At 72.1% G+C, this 20,863-nt stretch carries 19 protein-coding genes; 7 read left to right on the top strand and 12 right to left on the bottom strand.

What is annotated here, in order from left to right:
* Positions 1-6: 6 nt before the first annotated feature.
* Positions 7-522 carry an SRPBCC family protein gene (locus DEJ33_RS10945; RefSeq protein WP_111194963.1) on the top strand — a complete coding sequence of 172 codons (516 nt, stop codon included), beginning with the start codon at positions 7-9 and terminating at the stop codon, positions 520-522.
* Here the strand turns inward: DEJ33_RS10945 and DEJ33_RS10940 are convergent.
* The 8 genes from DEJ33_RS10940 to DEJ33_RS10905 form a co-directional block, all read right to left on the bottom strand.
* Positions 489-1,316 carry a MurR/RpiR family transcriptional regulator gene (locus DEJ33_RS10940; protein WP_111194962.1) on the bottom strand — a complete coding sequence of 276 codons (828 nt, stop codon included), beginning with the start codon at positions 1,314-1,316 and terminating at the stop codon, positions 489-491. The two genes, DEJ33_RS10945 and DEJ33_RS10940, sit on opposite strands and share 34 nt — an antisense overlap.
* Positions 1,313-2,617, bottom strand: coding sequence for an allantoate amidohydrolase (locus DEJ33_RS10935; protein ID WP_111194961.1), 1,305 nt, complete (start codon positions 2,615-2,617; stop codon positions 1,313-1,315). Before DEJ33_RS10935 ends, DEJ33_RS10940 begins: the two co-directional genes overlap by 4 nt.
* Positions 2,614-3,918: an alanine--glyoxylate aminotransferase family protein gene (locus DEJ33_RS10930; RefSeq protein WP_111194960.1), complete on the bottom strand. Its 1,305-nt coding sequence runs from the start codon at positions 3,916-3,918 to the stop codon at positions 2,614-2,616. Before DEJ33_RS10930 ends, DEJ33_RS10935 begins: the two co-directional genes overlap by 4 nt.
* A gap of 43 nt (positions 3,919-3,961) precedes the next feature.
* Positions 3,962-5,566 (bottom strand): AtzH-like domain-containing protein, encoded by a 1,605-nt coding sequence (locus DEJ33_RS10925; RefSeq protein ID WP_258378151.1) that lies wholly within the window; start codon positions 5,564-5,566, stop codon positions 3,962-3,964.
* A complete protein-coding gene (locus tag DEJ33_RS10920) occupies positions 5,557-6,627 on the bottom strand; it encodes an acetamidase/formamidase family protein (RefSeq protein ID WP_111194959.1) in 1,071 nt (356 codons plus the stop codon). Before DEJ33_RS10920 ends, DEJ33_RS10925 begins: the two co-directional genes overlap by 10 nt.
* Entirely contained in the window at positions 6,620-7,999 is a 1,380-nt protein-coding gene (gene allB, locus DEJ33_RS10915; RefSeq protein WP_111194958.1) for an allantoinase AllB, read from the bottom strand. Before allB ends, DEJ33_RS10920 begins: the two co-directional genes overlap by 8 nt.
* On the bottom strand, positions 7,996-8,757 hold the full coding sequence (locus DEJ33_RS10910; RefSeq protein ID WP_111194957.1) for an aspartate/glutamate racemase family protein: 762 nt from the start codon (positions 8,755-8,757) through the stop codon (positions 7,996-7,998). Before DEJ33_RS10910 ends, allB begins: the two co-directional genes overlap by 4 nt.
* Before the next feature lie 157 nt (positions 8,758-8,914).
* Positions 8,915-10,474 carry an NCS1 family nucleobase:cation symporter-1 gene (locus DEJ33_RS10905; protein ID WP_111194956.1) on the bottom strand — a complete coding sequence of 520 codons (1,560 nt, stop codon included), beginning with the start codon at positions 10,472-10,474 and terminating at the stop codon, positions 8,915-8,917.
* Positions 10,475-10,747: 273 nt separating this feature from the next.
* Here DEJ33_RS10905 and DEJ33_RS10900 point away from each other — a divergent pair, with 273 nt between their 5' ends.
* Entirely contained in the window at positions 10,748-11,677 is a 930-nt protein-coding gene (locus tag DEJ33_RS10900; RefSeq protein WP_111194955.1) for an ABC transporter ATP-binding protein, read from the top strand.
* Positions 11,674-12,552, top strand: a complete 879-nt coding sequence (locus DEJ33_RS10895) for an ABC transporter permease subunit (protein ID WP_111194954.1) — start codon at positions 11,674-11,676, stop codon at positions 12,550-12,552. Before DEJ33_RS10900 ends, DEJ33_RS10895 begins: the two co-directional genes overlap by 4 nt.
* Before the next feature lie 105 nt (positions 12,553-12,657).
* Here the strand turns inward: DEJ33_RS10895 and DEJ33_RS10890 are convergent, their stop codons facing one another.
* Positions 12,658-13,395 (bottom strand): FadR/GntR family transcriptional regulator, encoded by a 738-nt coding sequence (locus DEJ33_RS10890; RefSeq protein ID WP_111194988.1) that lies wholly within the window; start codon positions 13,393-13,395, stop codon positions 12,658-12,660.
* Between the two features lie 115 nt (positions 13,396-13,510).
* Between DEJ33_RS10890 and DEJ33_RS10885 the strand changes: the two genes are divergently transcribed.
* Genes DEJ33_RS10885 through DEJ33_RS10875 form a run of 3 tightly spaced genes read left to right on the top strand, consistent with a single transcriptional unit; the run spans position 13,511 to position 16,879 of the window.
* Positions 13,511-14,425, top strand: a complete 915-nt coding sequence (locus DEJ33_RS10885) for a proline iminopeptidase-family hydrolase (protein WP_111194953.1) — start codon at positions 13,511-13,513, stop codon at positions 14,423-14,425.
* A 46-nt stretch (positions 14,426-14,471) separates the two neighbouring features.
* Positions 14,472-15,941 carry an APC family permease gene (locus tag DEJ33_RS10880; protein ID WP_258378150.1) on the top strand — a complete coding sequence of 490 codons (1,470 nt, stop codon included), beginning with the start codon at positions 14,472-14,474 and terminating at the stop codon, positions 15,939-15,941.
* Entirely contained in the window at positions 15,938-16,879 is a 942-nt protein-coding gene (locus tag DEJ33_RS10875; protein WP_111078972.1) for an acetamidase/formamidase family protein, read from the top strand. The genes DEJ33_RS10880 and DEJ33_RS10875 overlap by 4 nt, the downstream gene beginning before the upstream one ends.
* Before the next feature lie 295 nt (positions 16,880-17,174).
* Here the strand turns inward: DEJ33_RS10875 and DEJ33_RS10870 are convergent, their stop codons facing one another.
* Complete coding sequence (locus DEJ33_RS10870) at positions 17,175-17,897, bottom strand: VIT1/CCC1 transporter family protein (RefSeq protein WP_111078973.1); 723 nt, start codon at positions 17,895-17,897, stop codon at positions 17,175-17,177.
* Positions 17,898-18,049: 152 nt separating this feature from the next.
* On the opposite strand from DEJ33_RS10870, the gene DEJ33_RS10865 reads away from it, so the two are divergent.
* Positions 18,050-18,856 carry an SGNH/GDSL hydrolase family protein gene (locus DEJ33_RS10865; protein WP_111194952.1) on the top strand — a complete coding sequence of 269 codons (807 nt, stop codon included), beginning with the start codon at positions 18,050-18,052 and terminating at the stop codon, positions 18,854-18,856.
* Here the strand turns inward: DEJ33_RS10865 and DEJ33_RS10860 are convergent.
* The gene (locus DEJ33_RS10860) at positions 18,844-19,338 is read right to left on the bottom strand and encodes an N-acetyltransferase (protein ID WP_110902528.1); all 495 of its coding nucleotides are present in this window, start codon (positions 19,336-19,338) and stop codon (positions 18,844-18,846) included. The genes DEJ33_RS10865 and DEJ33_RS10860 overlap by 13 nt on opposite strands.
* A gap of 82 nt (positions 19,339-19,420) precedes the next feature.
* On the bottom strand, positions 19,421-20,821 hold the full coding sequence (locus tag DEJ33_RS10855) for an LLM class flavin-dependent oxidoreductase (RefSeq protein WP_258366530.1): 1,401 nt from the start codon (positions 20,819-20,821) through the stop codon (positions 19,421-19,423).
* Positions 20,822-20,863: the final 42 nt, after the last annotated feature.

The raw sequence follows: 20,863 nt of genomic DNA, 5'->3' as shown, positions 1-20,863 counted from the left end.
CGAGGGGTGAGCGCTGCTTTCCGGATCGTGACCGACCTGCCTGTGCCACCCGAGCAGGCGTTCGCGCTGTCCCTGGACATCGGCGCGCACCTGCGGTCGATGGCCGCGACCGGTGAGCAGGCCGTCGCCGGACGCACCGACGGGCTGATCGGGATCGGCGAGAGCGTGACCTGGCGTGCCCGCCACTTCGGGGTCGTCTGGCGGATGACGAACGAGATCACCGCCCTGGAGGCTCCCCACACGTTCGTCGACGAACAGGTGCGCGGACCGTTCGCCCGGTTCCGGCACCGGCACCGGTTCGAGGCGACACCCACCGGGACCCGCATGGTGGACGAGATCACCTTCCGGGCACCGTTCGGTGCGCTCGGGCGGATCGCCGAGGGGCTGGTGTTGCGGCGGTACCTGGTGCGGTTGATCCGGGAGCGGAACCGGTCGCTCGCCGCCGAGCTCCGCGCCGCCGGCACCGTCGGAGGTCCGGGTGACGTCGATCAGGAGCCGGCGAGTTCGCCGAGCGTGTCGTAGGCGTTCGCCACCGCTTCCACCCGGGTGCGACCGGAGGGGCCGGAGGCCTCGTACACGTCGTTCGTGATCGCCGCGACGACCGCGAACAGCGCCGCCAGCGAGTCGAACGCCGAAGGCGAGTCGACGGGGCAGAGCACCGCGGTGGTCGCTGGCGCCGCGATGACGGCGGCGGTCGGGTCCCCGATGACGACGACGTCCGCCCCGGTCCCGACGCAGTGTCGGACGAGACGGTCGACCCCCGCGGCGTGCCGCCGGACCGTGACGATGACCACGAGGTCGCGGCGGTCGAGGTCGGCCACCTCCTCCCCCAGGCGCTGTCCCGGCGACGGCCCGACGCGGACGTCGGGACGGACCTGCGCGAGCTGCGCACGGAGCTGCAGCGCGATCGGGTACGCGCCGCGCTCGCCGAAGACCAGGACCCGCCGTGCGCGGACGATCCGTCGGGAGAGGCGCGGACGGTCGGCTCGGGCGAGGGAGGCGAACGCCGCGTCGAGGTTCCGCGCCTCCACCGCACGCTGGTCGACGTGGGCGGCGTCCTCCGCCGCCCAGGGCAGGCCGGTCCCCCGCGCCGACATGAGGTTCTGGCGGACCTCCGCGGCGTCCTGGAACCCCAGCGACCGCACGAGCCGCGAGACCGTCGCCTTCGAGGTGCCGGACTCGGCGGCCAACTGCGCCGAGGTGCCGACCAGCAGGAGCTCGGGGTCGTGCCGGATCATCGCGGCGACCCGGCGTTCGGCCGGTGAGAGGCGCTCCCAGACCGAGTCGATGCGTCCGCGGACGTCGGGGACGCTCATGCCTCCACCGCCGTCGTCGCAGGCGGGAGGGTGTCGCTCGTCCGGGCGAGGTGCTCGATCGCTCCGACGAGCGCGTCGAGTCCGAGCGCGACGTCGGCGGCGGAGACGAACTCGTCCGGGTGGTGGCTGATGCCGTCCGGGTTGCGCAGGAACAGCATCGCGACGTCGGTGACCCGGCCGAGGGACATCGCGTCGTGCCCCGCGCGTGAGAACAGCTCGAGCGGTTCCGGCTCACCGGTGCTGACGATGCCCGCACGGACGGCGTCCATCAGGTGCGGGGCGCAGAAGACCGCCGGTGCCCGGTGCACCTCGGTCGGCGTGACGTCCACGCCGCGCCGCGCCGCGATCTCTCGGAACGCCTCGGCGATCTCGTCCCAGACACGGTCACGTCCGTCGTCGAACTCGCCGCGGAGGTCGACCGCGAAGGTCGCGAGGCCGGGCACGACGTTGACCGCCCCGGGTTCGACGGCCATCGTGCCGACGGTGCCGATGTGCTGCTCGGTGCGACAGATCCGCTCGACCGCCAGGGCCGCCTCGGCGGCGGCGAGCAGGGCGTCGTGGCGTCGCTCGTACGGGGTGCCGCCGGCGTGACGCGCTTCGCCGACCGCCCGCACGGTGAACCGGCGAGCGCTCGCGATGCTGGTGACGACGCCGAGTGCCTGGTCGGCGTGCTCGAGGTACGGCCCCTGCTCGATGTGCGCCTCGAGGTACCCGACGAGCGAGGCGGGGTCGACCGCAGCCTGCCCGACCTGGGCCGGGTCCAGCCCGAACGACTCGAAGGCGGCACGGAGGGTGGTGCCGTCCCCGTCACGGAGATCCCACCACGACTCGTCCCACACGCCGGCGACCGCCGAGGACCCGAGCAGGGCCTTGCCGAACCGGGTGCCCTCCTCGTCGGAGAACGCGATGACCTCGAGCGCGAACGGCAGCTCGGCACGAGCCTGCTGCAGGCGCGCGGCGACCTCGATCGCCATGAGGACACCGACGACCCCGTCGTACCGGCCGGCGTCGACCACCGTGTCCAGGTGCGACCCGAGCAGCAGGACGGGTACGTCCGGCTCGGCTCGACCGGTCCGCCCGTGGAGGTTGCCCGCGGCGTCCTGCCACGTGTCGAGCCCGGCGTCTTGCATCCAGTTGTCGACGACGGCGTTCGCGCGTGCGTGTTCGGGCGACAGGTACACCCGGGTGATGTACCCCGCGGTCTCGCTGATCGCGGCGAGTTCGTCGCAGCGGGTGACGATCCGGTCGGCGGCAGCGCGAGCCGGAGCGCTGGGGACGGGGACCTGGACGGCCGCGCTCACGCGCGTACCCCGTCGCCGAGCTCGGCGTCGAGTTGAGCGCCGAGCTCGGCGTCGGGTTCAGCGTCGAACTCGGGGTCGGGTTCCGCACCGTGACCGGCGTAGACGTCGAGCGCCGCGTCGACGCCACCGCCCTGCGGCACGGACTTCCCGCCGCGACGGAGGGACTGCTCGAGGGCGGCCAGGGTCGTCACGACGGCGTCCTTCCGTGCGTTGTAGCCCATCGTCCCGATGCGCCACACCCGTCCGTGCAGCGGGCCGAACGACGTGCCGATCTCGATGCCGTGGTCCTCGAGCATCGCGGAGCGGACCGCGTCCCCCTGGACCTCGTCGGGGATCTCCACCGCGACGACGTTGTGCATCTTGTGGCCGACGTCCCCGAACACCGTGAGACCGAGGCCTCGGACACCCTCGAGCATCGCGCGGCCGGCGCGGGCGTGCCGTTCGACCACGGCGTCGCGGCCTTCCTCGAGCAGGATCCGGGCGCACTCGTTCGCCGCGTAGAGCATCGACGCCGCTTCGGTGTGGTGGTTGAGGCGCCGGGGCCCCCAGTAGTCGATGATCATCGCGAGGTCGAGGTAGTTCGACTGGATCGGGTGGTCGGACACCTCGTCGCCGGGCTCGCGGATGCCGGCCTCGACGCTCCGACGCCCGTCGAGCACCGCGACCGCTCGCGGTGAGAGCGACAGCGGTGCGCTACCGGAGGGGCCGCCGAGGCACTTCTGCAGTCCGGCGCTGACCGCGTCGATGCCCCAGGCGTCCACCTCGAGCGGGTTCCCACCGACGGAGGCGGTGACGTCCGTGTAGAACAGCACGCCGTGCCGTTCGCAGATCGCACCGAGTTCGTCGAGCGGCTGGTTCATCGTCGTCGAGGTGTCGCCCTGCACGACGGCCAGGAGCTTCGGTCGGACCCGGATGATCGCGTCCTCGATCACCGAGGCCGGGAACACCTGGCCCCACTCGGTCTCGATCGTGTGCACCGTCGCTCCGGCGCGTCCGGCGATCTCGGCGAGGAGGTGCCCGAACCGGCCGAACACCGGGACCAGGACGCTGTCGCCGGGGGCGAGCAGTGAGACGAGGGCGGCTTCGATGCCGGCGCGGGAGGTGCCGTCGACGAGGACGGTGGCCTCGTTCGCGGTGCCGAACACCCGGCGGTAGAGCTCCTGCGTCTGGTTCATCGTCTCGGTCATCCACGGGTCGTACTGCCCGACCAGCGGGGTCGAGAGTGCGCGGAGGACGCGGGGGTCGGCGTCGATCGGGCCGGGGCCCATCAGGAGACGTGCGGGCGGGTTCACGGGGTGCATGGTTGATCCTTCCGTTCCACGATTGAGAGTAGTGGAACGCGCGTTACGAACGTGTTGCGGATGAGGGGGACAGGTCGATCGCGAGGTCGACCAGCGCGAGGTCGGCGGCGGACGGTCCGACGAGGCAGATCCCGACGGGAGCGTCCCCGAGGTGCAGCGCCGGTATGCTGACCGCGGGCAGGCCGCCGACCCCGGCGACCGACGTCATGCGGAGTGTGGCCCGACGGGTGACCAGCACGGCAGCGGTGTCGGCCGTGCGGCTCGGCGCGGGTCCGGGCACCGTGGGGAGGGCCAGGACACCGTCGTCGATCGCCCGTCGGACCGCGGTCCGGAGTTCGACGAGGCGGACACGCGCTGCCGACTCCAGCTCCGCCGTGACGGCCGCCGCAGCCGCGAACCGCTCGGCGACGTCTGCTCCGAGTGCCCCCGGGTGCGCAGCGACCCAGTCACCGTGGTTCCGGTGTGCCTCGGCGGCCTGGACGATCCGCAGCGTCTCGACCAGGTCGTCCAGGTCGGGCAGTTCGACCGACCGCACCGGGCGGCCGGTCCGCTCGACCCACGCCAGGAACGCGCTCCGGGTGCCGGGTTCGGCGGCGTCGAGCAACGCGTCGCTCAGGAGCAGCGGAGCCGTCCGGATCGCGCCGGCGTCGGCACCGCGCAGCTGCGCAGCGGTGTCACCGAGTGCGATGCCGACGACCTGCCGGAGCAGCTCGGGGTCACGTGTCAGCCAGCCCACCGTGTCGAAGGTCTGCGCGAGGGGCAGCACGCCGCTCCGCGAGACGGTGCCGTGGGTCGTCCGGAGCCCCCAGAGCCCCTGGTACGACGCGGGCACGCGGATGCTGCCTGCCGTGTCCGTGCCGAGACCGAGGTCCGCCTGCCCGAGCGCGACCGCCGAAGCCGAACCGGAGGTCGACCCACCACCGATCCGCTGTGGTGCCGCACCGTTCGGCGTCGTCCCGGAGTGGGCGTTCCGGCCGGCGAGCGCGTAGGCGAACTCGTCGCTCCGGGCGATGCCGGTCAGCTCGGCTCCGGCGTCGAGGAGCATCGCGACCGCGGGGGCGTGCTCGTGCTCGACGGCGGCTGCGGCCTGCCACGTCGGGTTGCCCGCGCCGATGACCTGCCCGCGGACGGCGAAGAGGTCCTTCACCGCCACCCGGACCCCGGCGAGGGGACCGGGGCGAGCACCAGGACCGGGACCAGCACCAGGACCGGGGCCGGCGTCGGCACCACCGCCGGGGACGAGCGGGTCGCCGAGCACGCGCCAGACGGACCGGTCGAACGCCGGCGCGCGTCCGGTGACGTGCGCCGTGCGGATCAGCCAAGCGCCGTCGGTCCGGCACCAGAGCTGGGTCTGCAGGCCGCGCCCGCCGTCGACGAACTGCGATTCGCCCACGACCAGCACGGCGTCCGGGCCGAGGACCTGCACGTCCACGCCGACCAGTTCCCGGCGGGCGACACCGCCGCGGGACGAGCGGAACGCACTGATCTGCCCGTGCCCGCGCAGCAGGCCGGCGCCGTCGCCGCGCAGGGTGCCCGGGCCGGGTTCGAACAGCGCGTCGAGCACGGCGGTGTCGTCCCGCATCAGGGCCGACTCGTACTCGTGGAACGCCGACTCGAGGCCGGCGGGCCACGTCCCCGTCAGCCGCACGGCACCACCGCGTCGAAGTCCGCCTTGCGGATGGTCGCGTGTGCGCCGCAGACGAGGTCGACGACCTGCGAGATGCGGAAGTCGGTCGCGGCGCTGAGGTACGCGTACGCCAGGTGCTCGTCGACGCCCCACCGTGCCCGGAGCAGGGTGATCGCCGCCCGGACGCATCGGCGTACGGCTTCGTCCAGGTCGGCGTCCATGCCCGTCGGCACGAGGAACTCGGTCGTCTCGGCGACCGGACCGACCAGGTCACCGAAGCGCCGGAGCGCAGTGGCACGCGGGACCACGTCGAGGCGCAGGGTCAGGCGGAGCGAGGCCTCCATCGCGGTGAGGGCGACCTCGCCGTCGCCCTGGGCGAAGTGCGGATCGCCGACGTACACACCGGCTCCCGGCACCTGCACGGGCAGGTGCAGCGTCGCCCCGGCGGTCAGCAGGGCGATGTCGATGTTCCCGCCGTGGGCCCCCGGCGGGACGGAGTGCGGCCGGACGTCGCTGTCGACGGTGATCCCGACGATGCCGGGGAACGGTCGGAGTGGGAAGGTCACCACGCGGGGGCCGCCCGCCACCACCGGCAGCCGGCCGTGGTTGACGCCGTCGCGGGTGACGACGTCGGCGAACACCGAGACGGGGCCGTCACCGCGCGGGAGCTCCCCGGGGAGTGCACCGCGTCCGTGCCGGTTCGAGATCACCCCGTACGGCACCCGAGGCACCGCCGCGAGGATCGCCACCGACACCACGTCGCCGGGTTCGGCTCCGGTGACGGCGATCGGTCGGGACACCACGTGCGGACCGTCGGCGGCGTTCCGGTCGAGATCCCGCACGATGTCGATCGCGTCCTGGAGCACGGCATCCGGTTCGACGCCGTGCCCACCGAAGAACGCCACCGGGTCGGACCCCTGGTCGGACAACAGCCCTTCGTGGCTGACGGTGTCGATCGTCACGACCGTGCCCGGGGCGACCGCGCGGACGGGGGCGTCGTCGCGGCTCGGCAGCTGCCCCCACAGGACGTCGTCGGGTGTCGACCCGATGTGCACGTCGGCGGCGGTGCGTGTCTCAGCCACGGTCCACCAGCTCCCCGGCGACCACGTCCACCGTCGTGACGCCGTCGGTGGTGCCGGTGACACGCCGCCCGCGGAGCCACGTCTGGGTGACCCGGCCGCGGACCTGGAGCCCGTCGAACGCGGACACCGGGTTCCGGTGTGCCAGGGCGTCGACGTCGATCGTGGACTCGGCGTCCGGGTCGAACACGGCGAAGTGTGCGAGCGCACCCGGCACGATCCGGCCACGGTCGGTGAACCCGGCGAGCGCCGCCGGTCCGGTGGTCACGGCGGGCAGGACCGCCTCGAGGGGCAGCCCCCGGCGGGCGGCCTCGGTCCACAGCGCTCGGAAGCCCACCTGCAGGCCGGCGATGCCGCCCCAGGCGAGGCCCCAGTCGTCGACCTTGAGGTCGGCGGTCGAGGGCGAGTGGTCCGAGACCACCATGTCGATGGTGCCGTCGAGGAGGCCGGCCCACAGTGCGTCCCGGTTGGCGTCGTCGCGGATCGGCGGGCAGCACTTGTAGGCCGTGGCACCGTCCGGGATCGAGCCGGACTCGAAGGCCAGGTAGTGCGGGCAGGTCTCGACGGTGATCCGCACGCCGTCGTCCTTCGCCGCGCGGATCATCGGGAGCGCGCCGGCGTCGGAGAGGTGGAGGACGTGCACCCGGGCACCGGTCTCCCGCGCACCGTCGATCACGCGGGCGATCGCGGACCGTTCCGCCTGGACGGGTCGGGTGTCGAGGAAGTCCTGGTAGCGCGGGCCGAGGGCGTCGTGCTCGACGAGGTGGTCCGGGTCCTCGGCGTGGACGATGAGGAGCGCGTCGAGGGCGGCGACCTCGGCGATCGCGGCCCGGAGCTGCCTCGGGTCGAGGTGCGGGAACTCGTCCACCCCGGACGGGGCGGTGAAGCACTTGAAGCCGAAGACCCCGGCGTCGTGCAGGCCGGCGAGGGTGCCGGCGTTGTCCGGGACCGCTCCGCCCCAGAACCCGACGTCGACCGCGACGCGTCCGGCGGCGCTGGCCCGTTTGACCCGCAGTGCGGGGACGTCCACGGTGGCCGGGATCGAGTTGAGCGGCATGTCGATGACGGTGGTCACCCCGCCGAGGGCGGCTGCGCGGGTGGCGGACGCGAAGCCCTCCCACTCGGTGCGCCCGGGCTCGTTCACGTGGACGTGGGTGTCGACGAGCCCGGGCAGCAGGACGTGGGCGTCGGGGACGGTCTCGTCACGGTCGGCGACGACGTCGGCGTCGAAGGGCTCGACGGATGCCACCCGCCCGTCGCGGACGACGACGGCGGCGGGCCCGAAGGCACCGTCGACCCAGGTCCGGCGGGCACGGAGCACGAGGTCGGCGGGCGTGACGGCGTCCGCCACCGCGGCGGTCTGGAGGCTCGTCATGCGCCCGCTCCGACCATCGCGCGGGCGCCGTCGAGCTCGAAGGACGCGAGCGCCCCGGTGAACCGTTTGGGCGGCGGCGGCGCGTACTCGCCGTGCTTGCCGGTGGTCAGCCCGAGTCGGACGAGCGTCTCGGCGAGGAGGGTCGTGGCGCTGACGCCGTCGACGACCGGGGCCCCGATCTCCTCGGACACCGATGCGCAGAACTCCGCCATCCCCGCACAGCCCAGCACCACGGCGTCGGCGCCGTTCGCGATCACCCGACGGCATTCGTCGACCACGAGCTGCCGGGCGCCGGAGGACGGGTCGTCGAGCTGCAGCACGGGCACCTCGCACGCCCGGACCTCGGTCAGCAGGGACGCGCAGCCGTAGCGGTCGGCGAGTTCGCGTGCACGGCCGGTCGTCCGCTCGAGCGTGGTCACGACGCCGAAGCGCCGACCGAGCATCGCGGCGGTCCGGAACGCCCCTTCGGCGATGCCGATCACCGGGCCGTGGGCGATCTCGCGCGCCGCGTCGATGCCCGGGTCCCCGAAGCACGCGACGACGGTGGCGTCCACCCCGTCGCGCTCCCCGGCGAGCACCTGTTCGAGGAGCCCCGGCACGGCCAGCGCTTCCTCGTAGTGGCTCTCGATCGACGCCGGACCCATGCTGGGCTGGACGGCTTCGATGACCGTTCCCGGTCCGGCGACAGCGGCTGCGGCACGGCCGATGGCCGCCGTCATCGACACGGTGGTGTTGGGGTTGACGACGCGGATGCGCATCGTGGGTCCTTCCGTTGGAGCGGGTGGAGCGTGGGTGGTGACGATCATCGCGGGCTGGTGGCGGGCCTCCCGGCTGTCCACAGGGGCACCTGCCGGAGTCGGTGCGGCGGTGCCCCTGTGCAGGGAGGGTCCCCCGGTCAGACGCGATCGAGGGCGGTCAGGCGCGGCCGAGGGCGGCGCCGTCGTCGACCGTCGGGTCGTCGGCGTCGAGGAGCGGCATGGCGGGCGACCGACGCTCGAGCGCCCAGAAGACGACGAGGCCGAGGCCGCAGCCGATGAACCAGCTGTAGCTGCTCAACCACGGGACGACCCCGAGGGCCGGCGGGAGCACAGCGCTGGCGACGGACACCGCACCGGTCGTGACGAGCGTCCAGATGGCGTTCGGGTTGAACCCCTTCCGGTACCAGTACCGGCCGGCCGGGTCCTTGGAGTACATGTCGTCCACGGCGACCCGCTGCTTGCCGACGATGTAGTAGCCGGCGATCAGGATGCCGAAGAGCGGGCCGATCAGTGCCCCGAGGACGCCGAGCGTGTAGAGGATCGCCTGGTCGTTGCCGTACCAGTTCCACGGGGTGAGCAGCACGGACCCGACCGCGGCGATCATGCCGCCCATCCGCCAGCTGATCCGGCGGGGTGCGACGTTGGAGAAGTCGAACGCGGGGCTGATGAAGTTGGCGACGATGTTGATGCCGACCGTCGCGGTCACGAAGGTCAGTCCGCCGAGCAGGATCGCGAACGGGGCGCCGATGGCCTGCACAGTCTCGATCGGGTCGGTGATGAGCTTGCCGAACACCGGGACGGTCGCACTGGCGCACAGCACGGTGAGGATCGAGAAGAACAGGAAGTTGACCGGCAGGCCGAGCATGTTGCCGCGCTTGACGGCCGCGAAGGACCTGCCGTACCGCGAGAAGTCGCCGAAGTTGAGCATCGGGCCGGAGAAGTAGCTGACGACCAGGGCGATCGCGGACAGCATCACCGGGATGCTCGCACCGAAGGACATCGGCGCACCGACCGAGAGCGTCAGTGAGATGTTGCCGATGCCGGCGGTCGCGACGAGGTACACGGCGAGCGCGATCATCACGACGTACACCGCGGGACCAGCCCAGTCGATGAACTTCCGGATCGCGTCCATGCCCATCCAGAACAGGGCGCCCTGTGCGACCCAGAGGACGGCGTAGGAGATCCAGCCGAGCGCGTTCAACCCGAGGAACGACGGCTCCAGGAGGGCGGCTGCGCCGGGGATGAACTTGAGGAACACGATGTTGAGCGACTGGGCAGCCAGGAAGGTCTGCACGCCGTACCAGGCCATCGCGATGAGTCCGCGGATGATCGCGGGGACGTTCGCACCGAGGACCCCGAAGACCGCGCGGTTGATCACCGGGTACGGCACGCCGGTGCGCTGCGACGGCTTCGCGACGAGGTTCGCGAAGACCTGCACGATCAGGATGCCGACGACCAGGGCGACGAGCACCTGCCAGCTGGCGATCCCGAGCGCGAAGAGCGAGCCGGCGGTGACGTACCCGCCGACGGAGTGCACGTCCGACATCCAGAACGCGAAGACGTTGTAGCTGGTCCAGGTCTGCTTCCGCAGCGGGGCGAGGTCCTCGTTCGTGAGGGCCGGGTCGTACCCGGGCTTGATCAGGCCGGCGCCCGCAGGGGTGGTCGGCGTGAGGGGGGCGTGGGGCGCTGCGACGGGTGTCGCGACTTCTGTTGCCATGACGTCCTCCGGAGTGGGAGAGGGTGAGGTCGGCGTCTGCCTGGGCACGAAGCTACGGACCTCGGTCGCGCCGCCCGTTTCCCCTGTGTGACGACCGTGTGACATCACACCCGACCTGGAACGATCGTTCCGAAATGGCGGGAGGGTTCGGCGCCGGACACCGGTGTTCGTCCGTCGCCGACGGGAGGCGCTCGGCAGGATCACGAGGCAGGTCGCGATCTCCGCCTCCAGGGGGAGGCGGCCGGCTCCGGCGTCCCCGTACGGTGGGCGGCGATGATCGAAGTACAGCACCTCTCCAAGCGCTACGGCCCCAAACTCGCGGTCGACGACGTCTCGTTCGTCGTGCACCCCGGCAGCGTCACCGGCTTCCTCGGCCCGAACGGCGCCGGCAAGTCGACCACCATGCGCATGATCATGGGGCTCGACGAGCCCACCTCCGGCACGGCGACGGTGAACGGCCGCCCGTACCAGAGCTACCGCGACCCGCTCCGGCAGGTCGGCGCACTGCTCGAGGCGAAGGCGGTGCACTCCGGTCGGAGCGCGTACAACCACCTCCTCGCGCTCGCCGCGACGCACGGCATCCCGAAGCGGCGGGTGCACGAGGTCATGGACATGACCGGCATCGAGTCCGTCGCCCGCAAGCGGGTCGGCGGCTTCTCGCTCGGCATGGGCCAGCGGCTCGGCATCGCCGCAGCGCTGCTCGGCGACCCGCAGACCCTGATCCTCGACGAGCCCGTGAACGGCCTGGACCCCGACGGGGTCCTCTGGGTCCGACAGCTCGCCCGTCGGATGGCCGGAGAGGGCCGGACCGTGTTCCTCTCCAGCCACCTGATGAGCGAGATGGCCCAGACCGCCGACCGCGTGGTCGTGCTCGGTCGCGGCAAGGTGCTCGCCGACGCCCCGATCGCCGAGTTCGTCGCCGGTGCCGGTGACCACGCGGGCAACGTGAGCCTGGCGCGCGTCGTCGTCCGCACCCCGATGCCGGACCAGTTGTTCACCGCCATCGGCCGGAACGCGACGGTCACCCAGCGCGAGGACGGCTCGTTCCTCGTCGTCGGGCCGGACGCACCGACCGTCGGCGACATCGCCGCCCGAGCCGGCGTCGTCCTGCACGAGCTCACCCCGACCGGCGCGAGCCTGGAAGAGGCCTACATGGCACTCACCCGCGACGACGTCGAGTACCGATCGGAGGGAGCCCGATGAGCGCCCCGCAGAAGACCGACCAGCCGACGACCCAGCAGCACCGCCACCGTGGGGACCTGTCCTCGCGTGACGTGCACCTCGGCTACACCCGACTCGTCCGCAGCGAGTGGATCAAGTTCCGGAGCATCCGGTCGACGTTCTGGTGCTACGCCGTCATCGCCGTCCTGACCCTCGGCCTGGCCGTCCTGCTCGGGTCCGCCTTCGAACCGGGACGGGGCGAGCAGAGCACCGTCGGCGCGAACGCCATGATCGTCAGCATCAACACCATCAGCGTCTACCTGACCGCCCTGGTCGTCGGCGTGCTCGGTGTGCTCATCATCACCGGCGAGTACGCCACCGGACAGATCCGGTCGACCTTCACCGCCGACCCCGGTCGGCTCGGCGCCCTGGTCGCGAAGGCGACCGTCCTCGCGGTCACCACCTTCGTCGTCAGCGCGGTGGCGAACTGGATCGGCGTCGGGATCTCGACCGCCCTGCAGGTCGGCAAGGGACTCGAACCCGACCTGGCCGACCCGTCCGTCTGGATGCCGATCCTCGGCGCGTCGGTGGACGTCACCCTGCTGGCACTGCTCGCCTTCGGTATCGGCCTGCTCGTCCGTTCGAGCGCGGGCGGCATCGCGATCACGCTCGGCATCCTGCTGGTCCTGCCCGTGGTCATCAGCCTCGTCGCCGGGCTGACGAACCTCGACTGGCTGAACGACGTGACCCAGTTCCTGCCCGACGCGGCCGGTGCCCACCTGTACCAGTTCGACTCGGGTGCCCCCGCGCCGAAGGGCATCACGCTCAACGGCTGGAGCGGTGCCGGTGTGCTCCTGGCCGAGGTCGTCGTCGTGAACGCCCTGGCGATGACCGTCGCCAAGCGCCGCGACGTCTGACCCGGACGACACCGGCAGCACCACCAGCACGGGAGGCCCGTGGCGACTCCGCCACGGGCCTCCCGTGTCCCTGCCCCCGGGCACGATCACACCGGCCCGGCACCGTCACACCGGCCCGGTCGGCACCTGTCCCGCCCGGAGCATCGCGCGCTCCAGCAACTCGACGTCGATCCCCACGTGCTGCCGTGCGATCCGCCCGGCGTCCGCCACCCGTCCCGCACAGACCGCGTCGACCAGTTCCTCGTGGTCCCGCAGCGCCCGGGCCTCCATCGCCGTCATCCCGTCGACGGTCCCCCAGAGGTGCGCCGGCGCGGCGATGGAGATCTGCGACTCGAGCGACGCGAGCGTGCTGCGGAGCACGTCGTTCTGCGCTGCGTCGATGATGCTGCGGTGCAGGACCGCGTCGGCCTGCTGCTTGGCGAACCCCGAGGTCGCGGTGCGGAAGGCCTCGAGTCGTTCCCGGAGTCCGGCCGCCTGGTCCGCGGTGATCCGTTCGGCGGCGGCTGCGGCGAGCGCACCGTGCAGGATCGCGATCGCGTCGGCCGTGTCCTGGATCCCCGCCCACCGTGCCAGGAGCGTGCGCCCCACCGAGTCCGAGGCGGCGCCGGCCTCCTGGTCACGGACGAAGGTCCCGCCGCCCCGGCCGCGTCGGGTCTCGAGCAACCCGCGGTCGACGAGCCGGGCGAGCGCGCCGCGGACCGTGACGCGGGCGACCCCGAGCAGGCCGGCGAGTTCGCGTTCGGGTGGCAGCCGGGAGCCGGGGAGGTACTCGCCGACGGCGACCGCGGTCACGAGCCGGTCCTCGACCTCGTCGACCCGGGTCTCCGTCGCGCGATCGGTCACCGGCACCCCTTCCGCCCTCCACCCTGACCCCGGTCGCCCGGGTGTCCTGTTACGGCCACGTTAAACGAGCGAAAAAGGTCTTGCCTGGGACCTTTGGACGGGCCATGCTCACCCCATGTCCCGCATCACCGAGAGCACGATGCCGTTCCAGGACGGCGAGACCTGGTACCGGATCACCGAACCCGACCGCCCCGTCCCGGGTGCGCTGCCCCTCGTCGTGCTGCACGGCGGCCCGGGGATGGCCCACGACTACCTGCGGAACCTCGAGGCCTTCGCCGACGAGACGGGTCGGATGGTCGTGCACCACGACCAGTTCGGTTGCGGCCGGAGCAGCCACCGCCCCGACGCCCCCGCCGACCTCTGGCAGCCGCAGCTCTTCGTCGACGAGTACCTCGCGCTCGTCGCGCACCTGGGCCTCGGCGAGCACCACGTCCTCGGGCAGTCGTGGGGCGGCATGCTCGGAGCCGAGATCGCCGTCCGACGACCGGGCGGCATCGCGAGCCTGTCGATCTGCAACTCCCCCGCTTCCATGCAGCTGTGGGTCGACGGGGCGGCGGAACTCCGTGCGCAGCTGCCCGACGACGTGCAGGACGCCCTCGCCCGGCACGAGGCCGCGGGCACCGTCGAGGACCCGGAGTACCTCGCCGCCACGCAGGTCTTCTACGAGCGCCACGTCTGCCGAGTGGTCCCGATGCCCGCGGACTTCGTGGCCTCCGAGGAGCAGATGGAAGCGGAGCCGACCGTCTACCACACGATGAACGGGCCGAACGAGTTCCACGTCATCGGCTCGCTGCGGGACTGGTCCGTCATCGACCGCCTCGACCAGGTGGACGTCCCGACCCTCGTGGTCGCCGGTGAGCACGACGAAGCGACCCCCGCCACCTGGCAGCCGTTCGTGCAGCACATCACGGACGCACGCCAGCACGTCTTCCCCGGCGCCAGCCACTGCACCCAACTGGAGCAGCCGCAGGAGTTCCGTCGCGTCATCGGCGCCTTCCTGGCCGAGCACGACGTCCAGCCCACCGGCTGACCCGCCCATCCCTGCACCGTCCCTCCTCCCCGAAACGGAACCCGACATGTCGCAGCAGCACAGCGAGCTCTCCGCACAGCAGCAGCTCGAGGCCTACGGCTACAAGCAGGAGCTCAAACGCTCCGTCTCCACCACCGACCTGCTCGTCTACGGGCTCGTCTTCATGGTGCCGATCGCCCCGTGGGCGATCTTCGGCACCGTCTACAACGCGTCGTCCGGCATGGTGCCGCTCGTCTACCTGGTCGGCCTCGTCGCGATGATCTTCACCGCCCTGGCGTACGCCCAGATGGCGAAGTCGATCCCCCTGGCCGGCAGTGTCTTCTCGTACGTCGGCCGCGGTATCCACCCGACGGCGGGCTTCTTCGCCGGCTGGGCGATCCTGCTCGACTACCTGCTCGTCCCGACGCTGCTCTACGTGTTCGCGGCCGAGAGCATGGTCGGCATCTTCCCGGGCACCCCGCGGTGGCTGTGGGCGCTCGTCTTCGTGGCGATCAACACCGTCATCAACCTGGCCGGGGTGTCGTCCCTGAAGCTGGCGAACCGCATCTTCCTGCTCATCGAGCTGGTGTTCGTGGTCGTCTTCGTCGTCATCGCGATCGTCGCCCTGACCGGTGGCACGGTTCCGGGAGCGTCCTTCAGCACCGACCAGGTGTTCGACCCGGCGAAGGTGTCGGCGCCACTGATCGCCTCCGCGCTCTCGATCGCGGTGCTGAGCTTCCTGGGCTTCGACGGCATCTCGACGCTGTCCGAGGAGTCCACCGGCCGCCGCGGCGGTGCCGGTCTCGCGATGATCCTGGCGCTCGTCATCGTCGCGTTCCTGTTCGTCGTGCAGACCTGGCTCGCCAGCGCCCTGGCCGCCGGCCGTGACTCCTTCTCGGACAGCGAGGCAGGCAACGCGTTCTTCACGATCGTCGAGCAGGCGTCGTCGAGCGGGTGGGCCACGGCGTTCTTCGCGGTCAACGTCCTGGCCGTCGGCATCGCGAACGCCATGGCCGCGCAGGCTGCGACGAGCCGCCTGCTGTTCTCGATGAGCCGTGACCGGCAGCTGCCCGCCTTCCTGCACAAGCTCAACGGCCGTCAGGTCCCGCAGAACGCGATCCTCGTCGTCTCGGTGCTGTCCGCGATCCTGGTGCTGTTCTTCGTCGGGCAGATCGACACGATCTCGTCGCTGGTGAACTTCGGTGCCCTGTTCGGCTTCATGCTCCTGCACGTGTCGGTGTTCGTGCACCACATCGTGAAGGGGAAGTCGCGCAACTGGCTGCTGCACCTGGTCGTGCCGCTGATCGGGTTCCTGATCATCGGGTACGTGCTGCTCAACGCGGCCGTCGAGGCGAAGGTCGGCGGCATCGTCTGGCTCATCGTCGGCGCCGGCGTCTTCCTGTACTACCGCTCCACCGGCCGTTCCACCGAGGTCGGTTCCGAGGAGCCGGGCACGCTGGGTGAAGGCGACCCCACCGGCGCGCCCGTCAGCAGCAAGACCTCCAGCCCGATGTCGACGGACGAGGACCACCGATGACCGCCGACCACCACCTGCCGAACACGCTCGGCCGTCCCGGGTACTCCGCCGACCGGGAGCCCGTGCTGACGATCGCCCCCGGCACCGGCGAGACGATCGGCTTCGAGACGACCGACGCCGTCTACGCCGAACTCGACGAGCACCACGACATGGCCCAGCTGCAGGCACCGATCAACCCGGTGACGGGTCCGGTGTACGTCGAGGGCGCTGAACCGGGCGACACCCTCGCGGTGACGATCCACGACATCGAGCTGACCACGCACGGCTGGTCGGTCTCGCTGCCGGGGTCCGGAGCGCTGCAGCACGTGATGGGCGACCGGGTGTTCACCCGCCGCTGCCCGATCGAGGACGGCGTCGTGCGCGTCTCGGACCGGCACGCCTTCCCGGTCCGGCCGATGATCGGCTGCATCGGCACCGCACCGGCGGAGGGCGAGAACTCGACGATCATGCCCGCGTACGCCGAGGGCGGGAACATGGACGTCACCGAAGCCCGCCCCGGCTCGACGGTGTACCTGCCGGTCCGGGTACCGGGCGCGCTGCTGTCGATCGGCGACATCCACGCGATCATGGCCGAGGGCGAATCGTCCTTCGTCGCGATCGAGGCGCAGGGCACCGCCGTCGTGTCGGTCGACCTGGTCAAGGGCGGCCCCGCGCTCCGCGCGCCACGCATCGAGACCGACGACGAGTGGCTCTTCGTCGGGCTCGGCGAGCCGGTGCAGGAGAGCATCCGCCGCGGGTACGAGGACGCCTTCGCGTTCCTCGTCGACGAGCACGGCTGGACCCCGGACGACGCCTACGCGGTGCTCAGCGCCGTGGGCGACTCGAAGCTCGGCGGGCCGACGGGATCCGGCGCTCCGGACCCGCTGCACCCGTTCGACGCGGTCGGTGCCGTCACGCTGCACCGGGTGCCGAAGGCGGTGCTGACCGCCGGGGACTGACCCGGCGCCGTGCCGGACGGGAGGCCCGGATCACGTGACCGACGTCGGTCACGTGGTCCGGGCCTCCCGTCCGTCGGCGCGCTCCTGCGCCCACGTCCCACCCCACCGCCGCGCGTCACGTGACGTCGCAACTCGCCGCGCGCAGATCGTCCGGGCGCCGAGATGCTGGCCGCTCGACTCGCGAGATGCCGGCATCTCGGCATCTCGGCATCTCGGCATCTCGGGCCGGACCCACGCGCACGACGCGAGGCGACGTGCGCGACGTGACCCGCGCGTCGAGCGCGTCGCACCCGCGTCAGGACACGTGTGCCCCGAGCAGGGTCCCGGCGCCGTAGGTGGCAGCGAGTGCGAGTGCTCCCCCGAGCACGACGCGGACGGTCGCCCGACCGCGGGGTGCACCACCGAGGGTCGCGCCGGTGGTGCCGGTGACGGCGAGCGCGATGAGGACGGCGACGACGGTGACGAGGATCTGGCTCGACGCCGGCGCGAGCAGCATCGCGAGGAACGGCAGGGCGGCACCGACGGTGAAGGTCGCGGCGGAGACCCAGGCGGCGCGCCAGGGGCTGACGACCTCGTCCTCGGCGTCGCGGAGGGCGGCGGCGGCGCGGCGGTCCCGGACCTCGGGCCGGACGAGTTCGGCGGCGACGGTCTCGGCGACGTCCGGGGAGACCCCGAGCCCGCGGTAGTGCGCGGCGATGGTGGCCTGGTCCTCGGACTCGGCCTCGAGCTGTGCCTGGTGTGCGGCCTGCCCGGTGCGCTGGGCGTCACGGGCGCCGCTGACGGACACGTACTCGCCGAGCGCCATCGACACGGCGCCACCGACGAGGGCAGCCGTGCCCGCGGCCAGGACCGGTCCGGCGGCCGCGCCGGTCCCGGCGACACCGACGAGGACGGCGGCGACGGACACGATGCCGTCGTTGGCGCCCAGGACCCCGGCGCGCAACCAGTTCAGGCGGGCGGCGCTCGTGGCGTCGTCGTGCCCGGTGGCGGGGAGCGCGAGGTCAGCAGCGGTCGACATGAGGAAAGGAAAGCACTTGTCAGCTGATCGCACCAGCAAGGGAAGGCTGCCCTGACCGGGCATTTCGTGGTGAGGCAAGCCTTCCCTCAGCACGGCCTGCGCATGAGGAGCACGATGGATGACGCCACGACCGAGTCTCACCGAGGAGGACCATGTCCGCCGTGCCCGCCCGCACCGATCCCGTCCGCTACGTCGCCATCGGGGACAGCTTCTCCGAGGGTGTCGGCGACGACGGGGACGTCCCGTTCCCCGGTTGGGCGGGGCGCCTGGCGGTCGGCCTGGCGGACCACCTGTCCGGGCCGGTCTCGTACGCCAACCTGGCGATCCGCGGTCGTCTGCTCGCGGGGGTCCTCGACGGGCAGCTGGACGCCGCACTCGCCCTCGACCCGGCACCGACGCTCATCACCTTCTGCGGCGGCGGCAACGACATGCTCCGCCCCGGCTACGACGTCGACGTGCTGCTCGGACGCCTGGCCGAGGCAGCGGACGTCGTCGCCGCCCGTGGGATCCGGCTCGCACTGCTCAGCCCCGCCGACCCGAGTGCACGACTGCCCCTCGGACGGCTCATCAACGCCCGCGGTGACGCCTGGGCCGAGGCGCTGACCGGGTTCAGTCGCGAGCGCGGGCTGCCGTTCGTCGACGTCTCACGCGACGCGCACCTCGGCCGCGCCGAGTTCTGGTCCGAGGACCGCCTGCACATGAACCCGCTCGGACACCAGCGGGTCGCCGACCTGGCACTGCACGCGATCGCCGACGGTCCGGAGGCCGCGGTCCCGCGCGTGCCGGACGCGACGAAGACGTCGGTGGGCGAGGAGCTCCGGTACTACCGCGACCACGTCGTCCCGTGGGTCCGGCGTCGAGTGACGGGTCGGTCCTCCGGGGACGGTCGGGTCGCCGGGCAGGGCGACTGGGCGCCGGTCGTGCCGTCCCGTCCGGGAGGCGCGGGTCAGACCACGTAGGTCCGCGTCGGTCGGCCGCTCAGCGCGTGCGGGAACGGCTCGCCCACCGGCCGGAACCCCGCGCTGCGGTAGAGGCGGAGGGCGGGGGCGTTGTCCTCGAGCGCGTGCAACATGCAGTGCTCGTGTCCGGCGGCGCGGGCTTCCTGCACCGCGGCGACGAGGAGCGCGCGGCCGAGACCGCTGCCCTGCGCCGACGGATCGACAGCGAGCAGGCTCAGGTACGCGGCGTCCGACGGGCTCGCTCCCCCACCGCTGCCCGGTGTCGTGACGAGGGCGAAACCACGGACCGCGCCGTCTGCCCCCGGCGCGACCACGAAGGCGACGCGTCCGGCGGCGAACTTCTCCGCCGCTCGTGCCCGGACTGCCGGGTCCTCGGGGCGACCGTCACGTGCGGCGACCGCCGCGGCCCAGAGGTCGATGCAGGCAGCATCGAACTCCCGAGACCCCGGCTCGGCGACCCGCACGGCTGCCGTCGACTCCATCACCCGCCCACCCTACGACCGCGCCCCTGCGTGGCCTCGCCGGTCGGCGGGGCGGCCGGCCTAACCTCCGGTGGTCAGTCCGTCATGCCGACGCGGGCTCCCGCACCCGGAACGACGCTCCGCGGTGCTCCTCCGGCAACCGGTCCCCGCGCCCGGACAGCTTGTTCCGCAGCGACCCCTCGCGGTACCCCTCGGGGTAGGCACCGCGGGCCCGGAGCTCCGGGATGACGAACTCGATGACGTCCTCCCACGTGCCCGGAGTCACCGCATACGCCAGGTTGAACCCGTCGACGTCGGTCTGCTCCTGGATGTCGACGAGCCGCTGCGCGATCGTCGCCCCGCTGCCGACCTCGACCGGGCCCAGGCCGCCGATCGCCGTCTGCCGCGCGATGTCGCGGACCGTCCAGGTGGTGCCGTCCTCACCCGTGGCGGCGGACAGGTTCGCGGCGGCCGACTGGATGGCGTTGGACTCGATGTTGCCGAGCGGTTCGTCCAGGTCGTACTGCGACAGGTCGACACCCATCCAGCCGGAGTTGAGCACGAGGGCGCCCTCCTCGGATGCGTACGAGAGGTAGTCGCGGTACTTCGCCTGCGCGAGCTCGTCGGTCTCGTCGGTGATCACGGTGAGCAGCGTGTAGACCTTGGCGGCGTACCGGTCGCGACCAGCAGCCTCCAGGGCGTCCCGGATCTTGCCGACGGTCACCGCGAGCTGCGGCAGGGTGGGCGCCCCGACGAAGACGGCCTCGGCGTTCTCGGCCGCGAAGCGGATGCCGCGCGGTGATGCACCGGCCTGGTAGATGACGGGTGAGCGCTGCACGGAGGGCTCCGACAGGTGGATGCCCGGCACGTCGAAGTGCTTGCCGTGGTGTTCGATCGGGTGCACCTTCGCCGGGTCGGTGAAGACGCCGGTCTCGCGGTCCTCGATGACGGCGTCGTCCTCCCACGAGCCCTCCCACAGCTTGTAGAGGACCTCGAGGTACTCGTCGGCGACGTCGTACCGGTCGTCGTGGCTGAGCTGGTCGGTCTGCCCCATGTTGCGGGCGGCGCTCGGCAGGTACCCGGTGACGACGTTCCAGCCGACGCGGCCCTTCGTCAGGTGGTCGAGTGTCGAGATGCGTCGGGCGAACGGGTAGGGGTGCTCGTAGGCGGTGCCGGCGGTGATCCCGAACCCCAGGTGCTCGGTGACGGCCGCCATCGCCGACACGAGCAGGATCGGGTCGTTCACCGGTACCTGCGACCCGGTGCGGAGCGCCGCTTCGTTCGTGCCGCCGTACACGTCGTACGTGCCCAGGACGTCGGCGATGAAGATGCCGTCGAACGCACCGCGCTCGAGCGTCTTCGCCAGGTCGGTCCAGTAGGACAGGTCGTTGTAGTGCCGGGAACGGTCGCGCGGGTGGCGCCACAGTCCGGAGGACTGGTGGGCGACGCAGTTCATGTCGAACGCGTTGAAGCGGATCTGCCGGGGCTCGCGGTTCGTGGTCACGACGCGACCGTACGACGGGCACCGGGGGTGCGTCACGGACCG

It is taken from the genome of Curtobacterium sp. MCPF17_047 (assembly GCF_003234045.1).
Taxonomy (GTDB): Bacteria; Actinomycetota; Actinomycetes; order Actinomycetales; family Microbacteriaceae; genus Curtobacterium.
Note: the sequence above shows the minus strand (reverse complement) of the source record. Positions and strands in the feature narration are given on the sequence as shown.

Bases quoted from the DNA above. Each gene is read 5' to 3' on its own strand.
- DEJ33_RS10900 (WP_111194955.1), top strand. From the start codon at position 10,748: ATGATCGAAGTACAGCACCTCTCCAAGCGCTACGGCCCCAAACTCGCG.
- DEJ33_RS10865 (WP_111194952.1), top strand. From the start codon at position 18,050: ATGTCCGCCGTGCCCGCCCGCACCGATCCCGTCCGCTACGTCGCCATC.
- DEJ33_RS10940 (WP_111194962.1), bottom strand. From the start codon at position 1,316: ATGAGCGTCCCCGACGTCCGCGGACGCATCGACTCGGTCTGGGAGCGC.
- DEJ33_RS10905 (WP_111194956.1), bottom strand. From the start codon at position 10,474: ATGGCAACAGAAGTCGCGACACCCGTCGCAGCGCCCCACGCCCCCCTC.
- DEJ33_RS10870 (WP_111078973.1), bottom strand. From the start codon at position 17,897: ATGTCGACCGCTGCTGACCTCGCGCTCCCCGCCACCGGGCACGACGAC.
- allB (WP_111194958.1), bottom strand. From the start codon at position 7,999: ATGACGAGCCTCCAGACCGCCGCGGTGGCGGACGCCGTCACGCCCGCC.
- DEJ33_RS10885 (WP_111194953.1), top strand. From the start codon at position 13,511: ATGTCCCGCATCACCGAGAGCACGATGCCGTTCCAGGACGGCGAGACC.
- DEJ33_RS10860 (WP_110902528.1), bottom strand. From the start codon at position 19,338: ATGGAGTCGACGGCAGCCGTGCGGGTCGCCGAGCCGGGGTCTCGGGAG.
- DEJ33_RS10930 (WP_111194960.1), bottom strand. From the start codon at position 3,918: ATGCACCCCGTGAACCCGCCCGCACGTCTCCTGATGGGCCCCGGCCCG.
- DEJ33_RS10875 (WP_111078972.1), top strand. From the start codon at position 15,938: ATGACCGCCGACCACCACCTGCCGAACACGCTCGGCCGTCCCGGGTAC.
- DEJ33_RS10895 (WP_111194954.1), top strand. From the start codon at position 11,674: ATGAGCGCCCCGCAGAAGACCGACCAGCCGACGACCCAGCAGCACCGC.
- DEJ33_RS10880 (WP_258378150.1), top strand. From the start codon at position 14,472: ATGTCGCAGCAGCACAGCGAGCTCTCCGCACAGCAGCAGCTCGAGGCC.
- DEJ33_RS10910 (WP_111194957.1), bottom strand. From the start codon at position 8,757: ATGCGCATCCGCGTCGTCAACCCCAACACCACCGTGTCGATGACGGCG.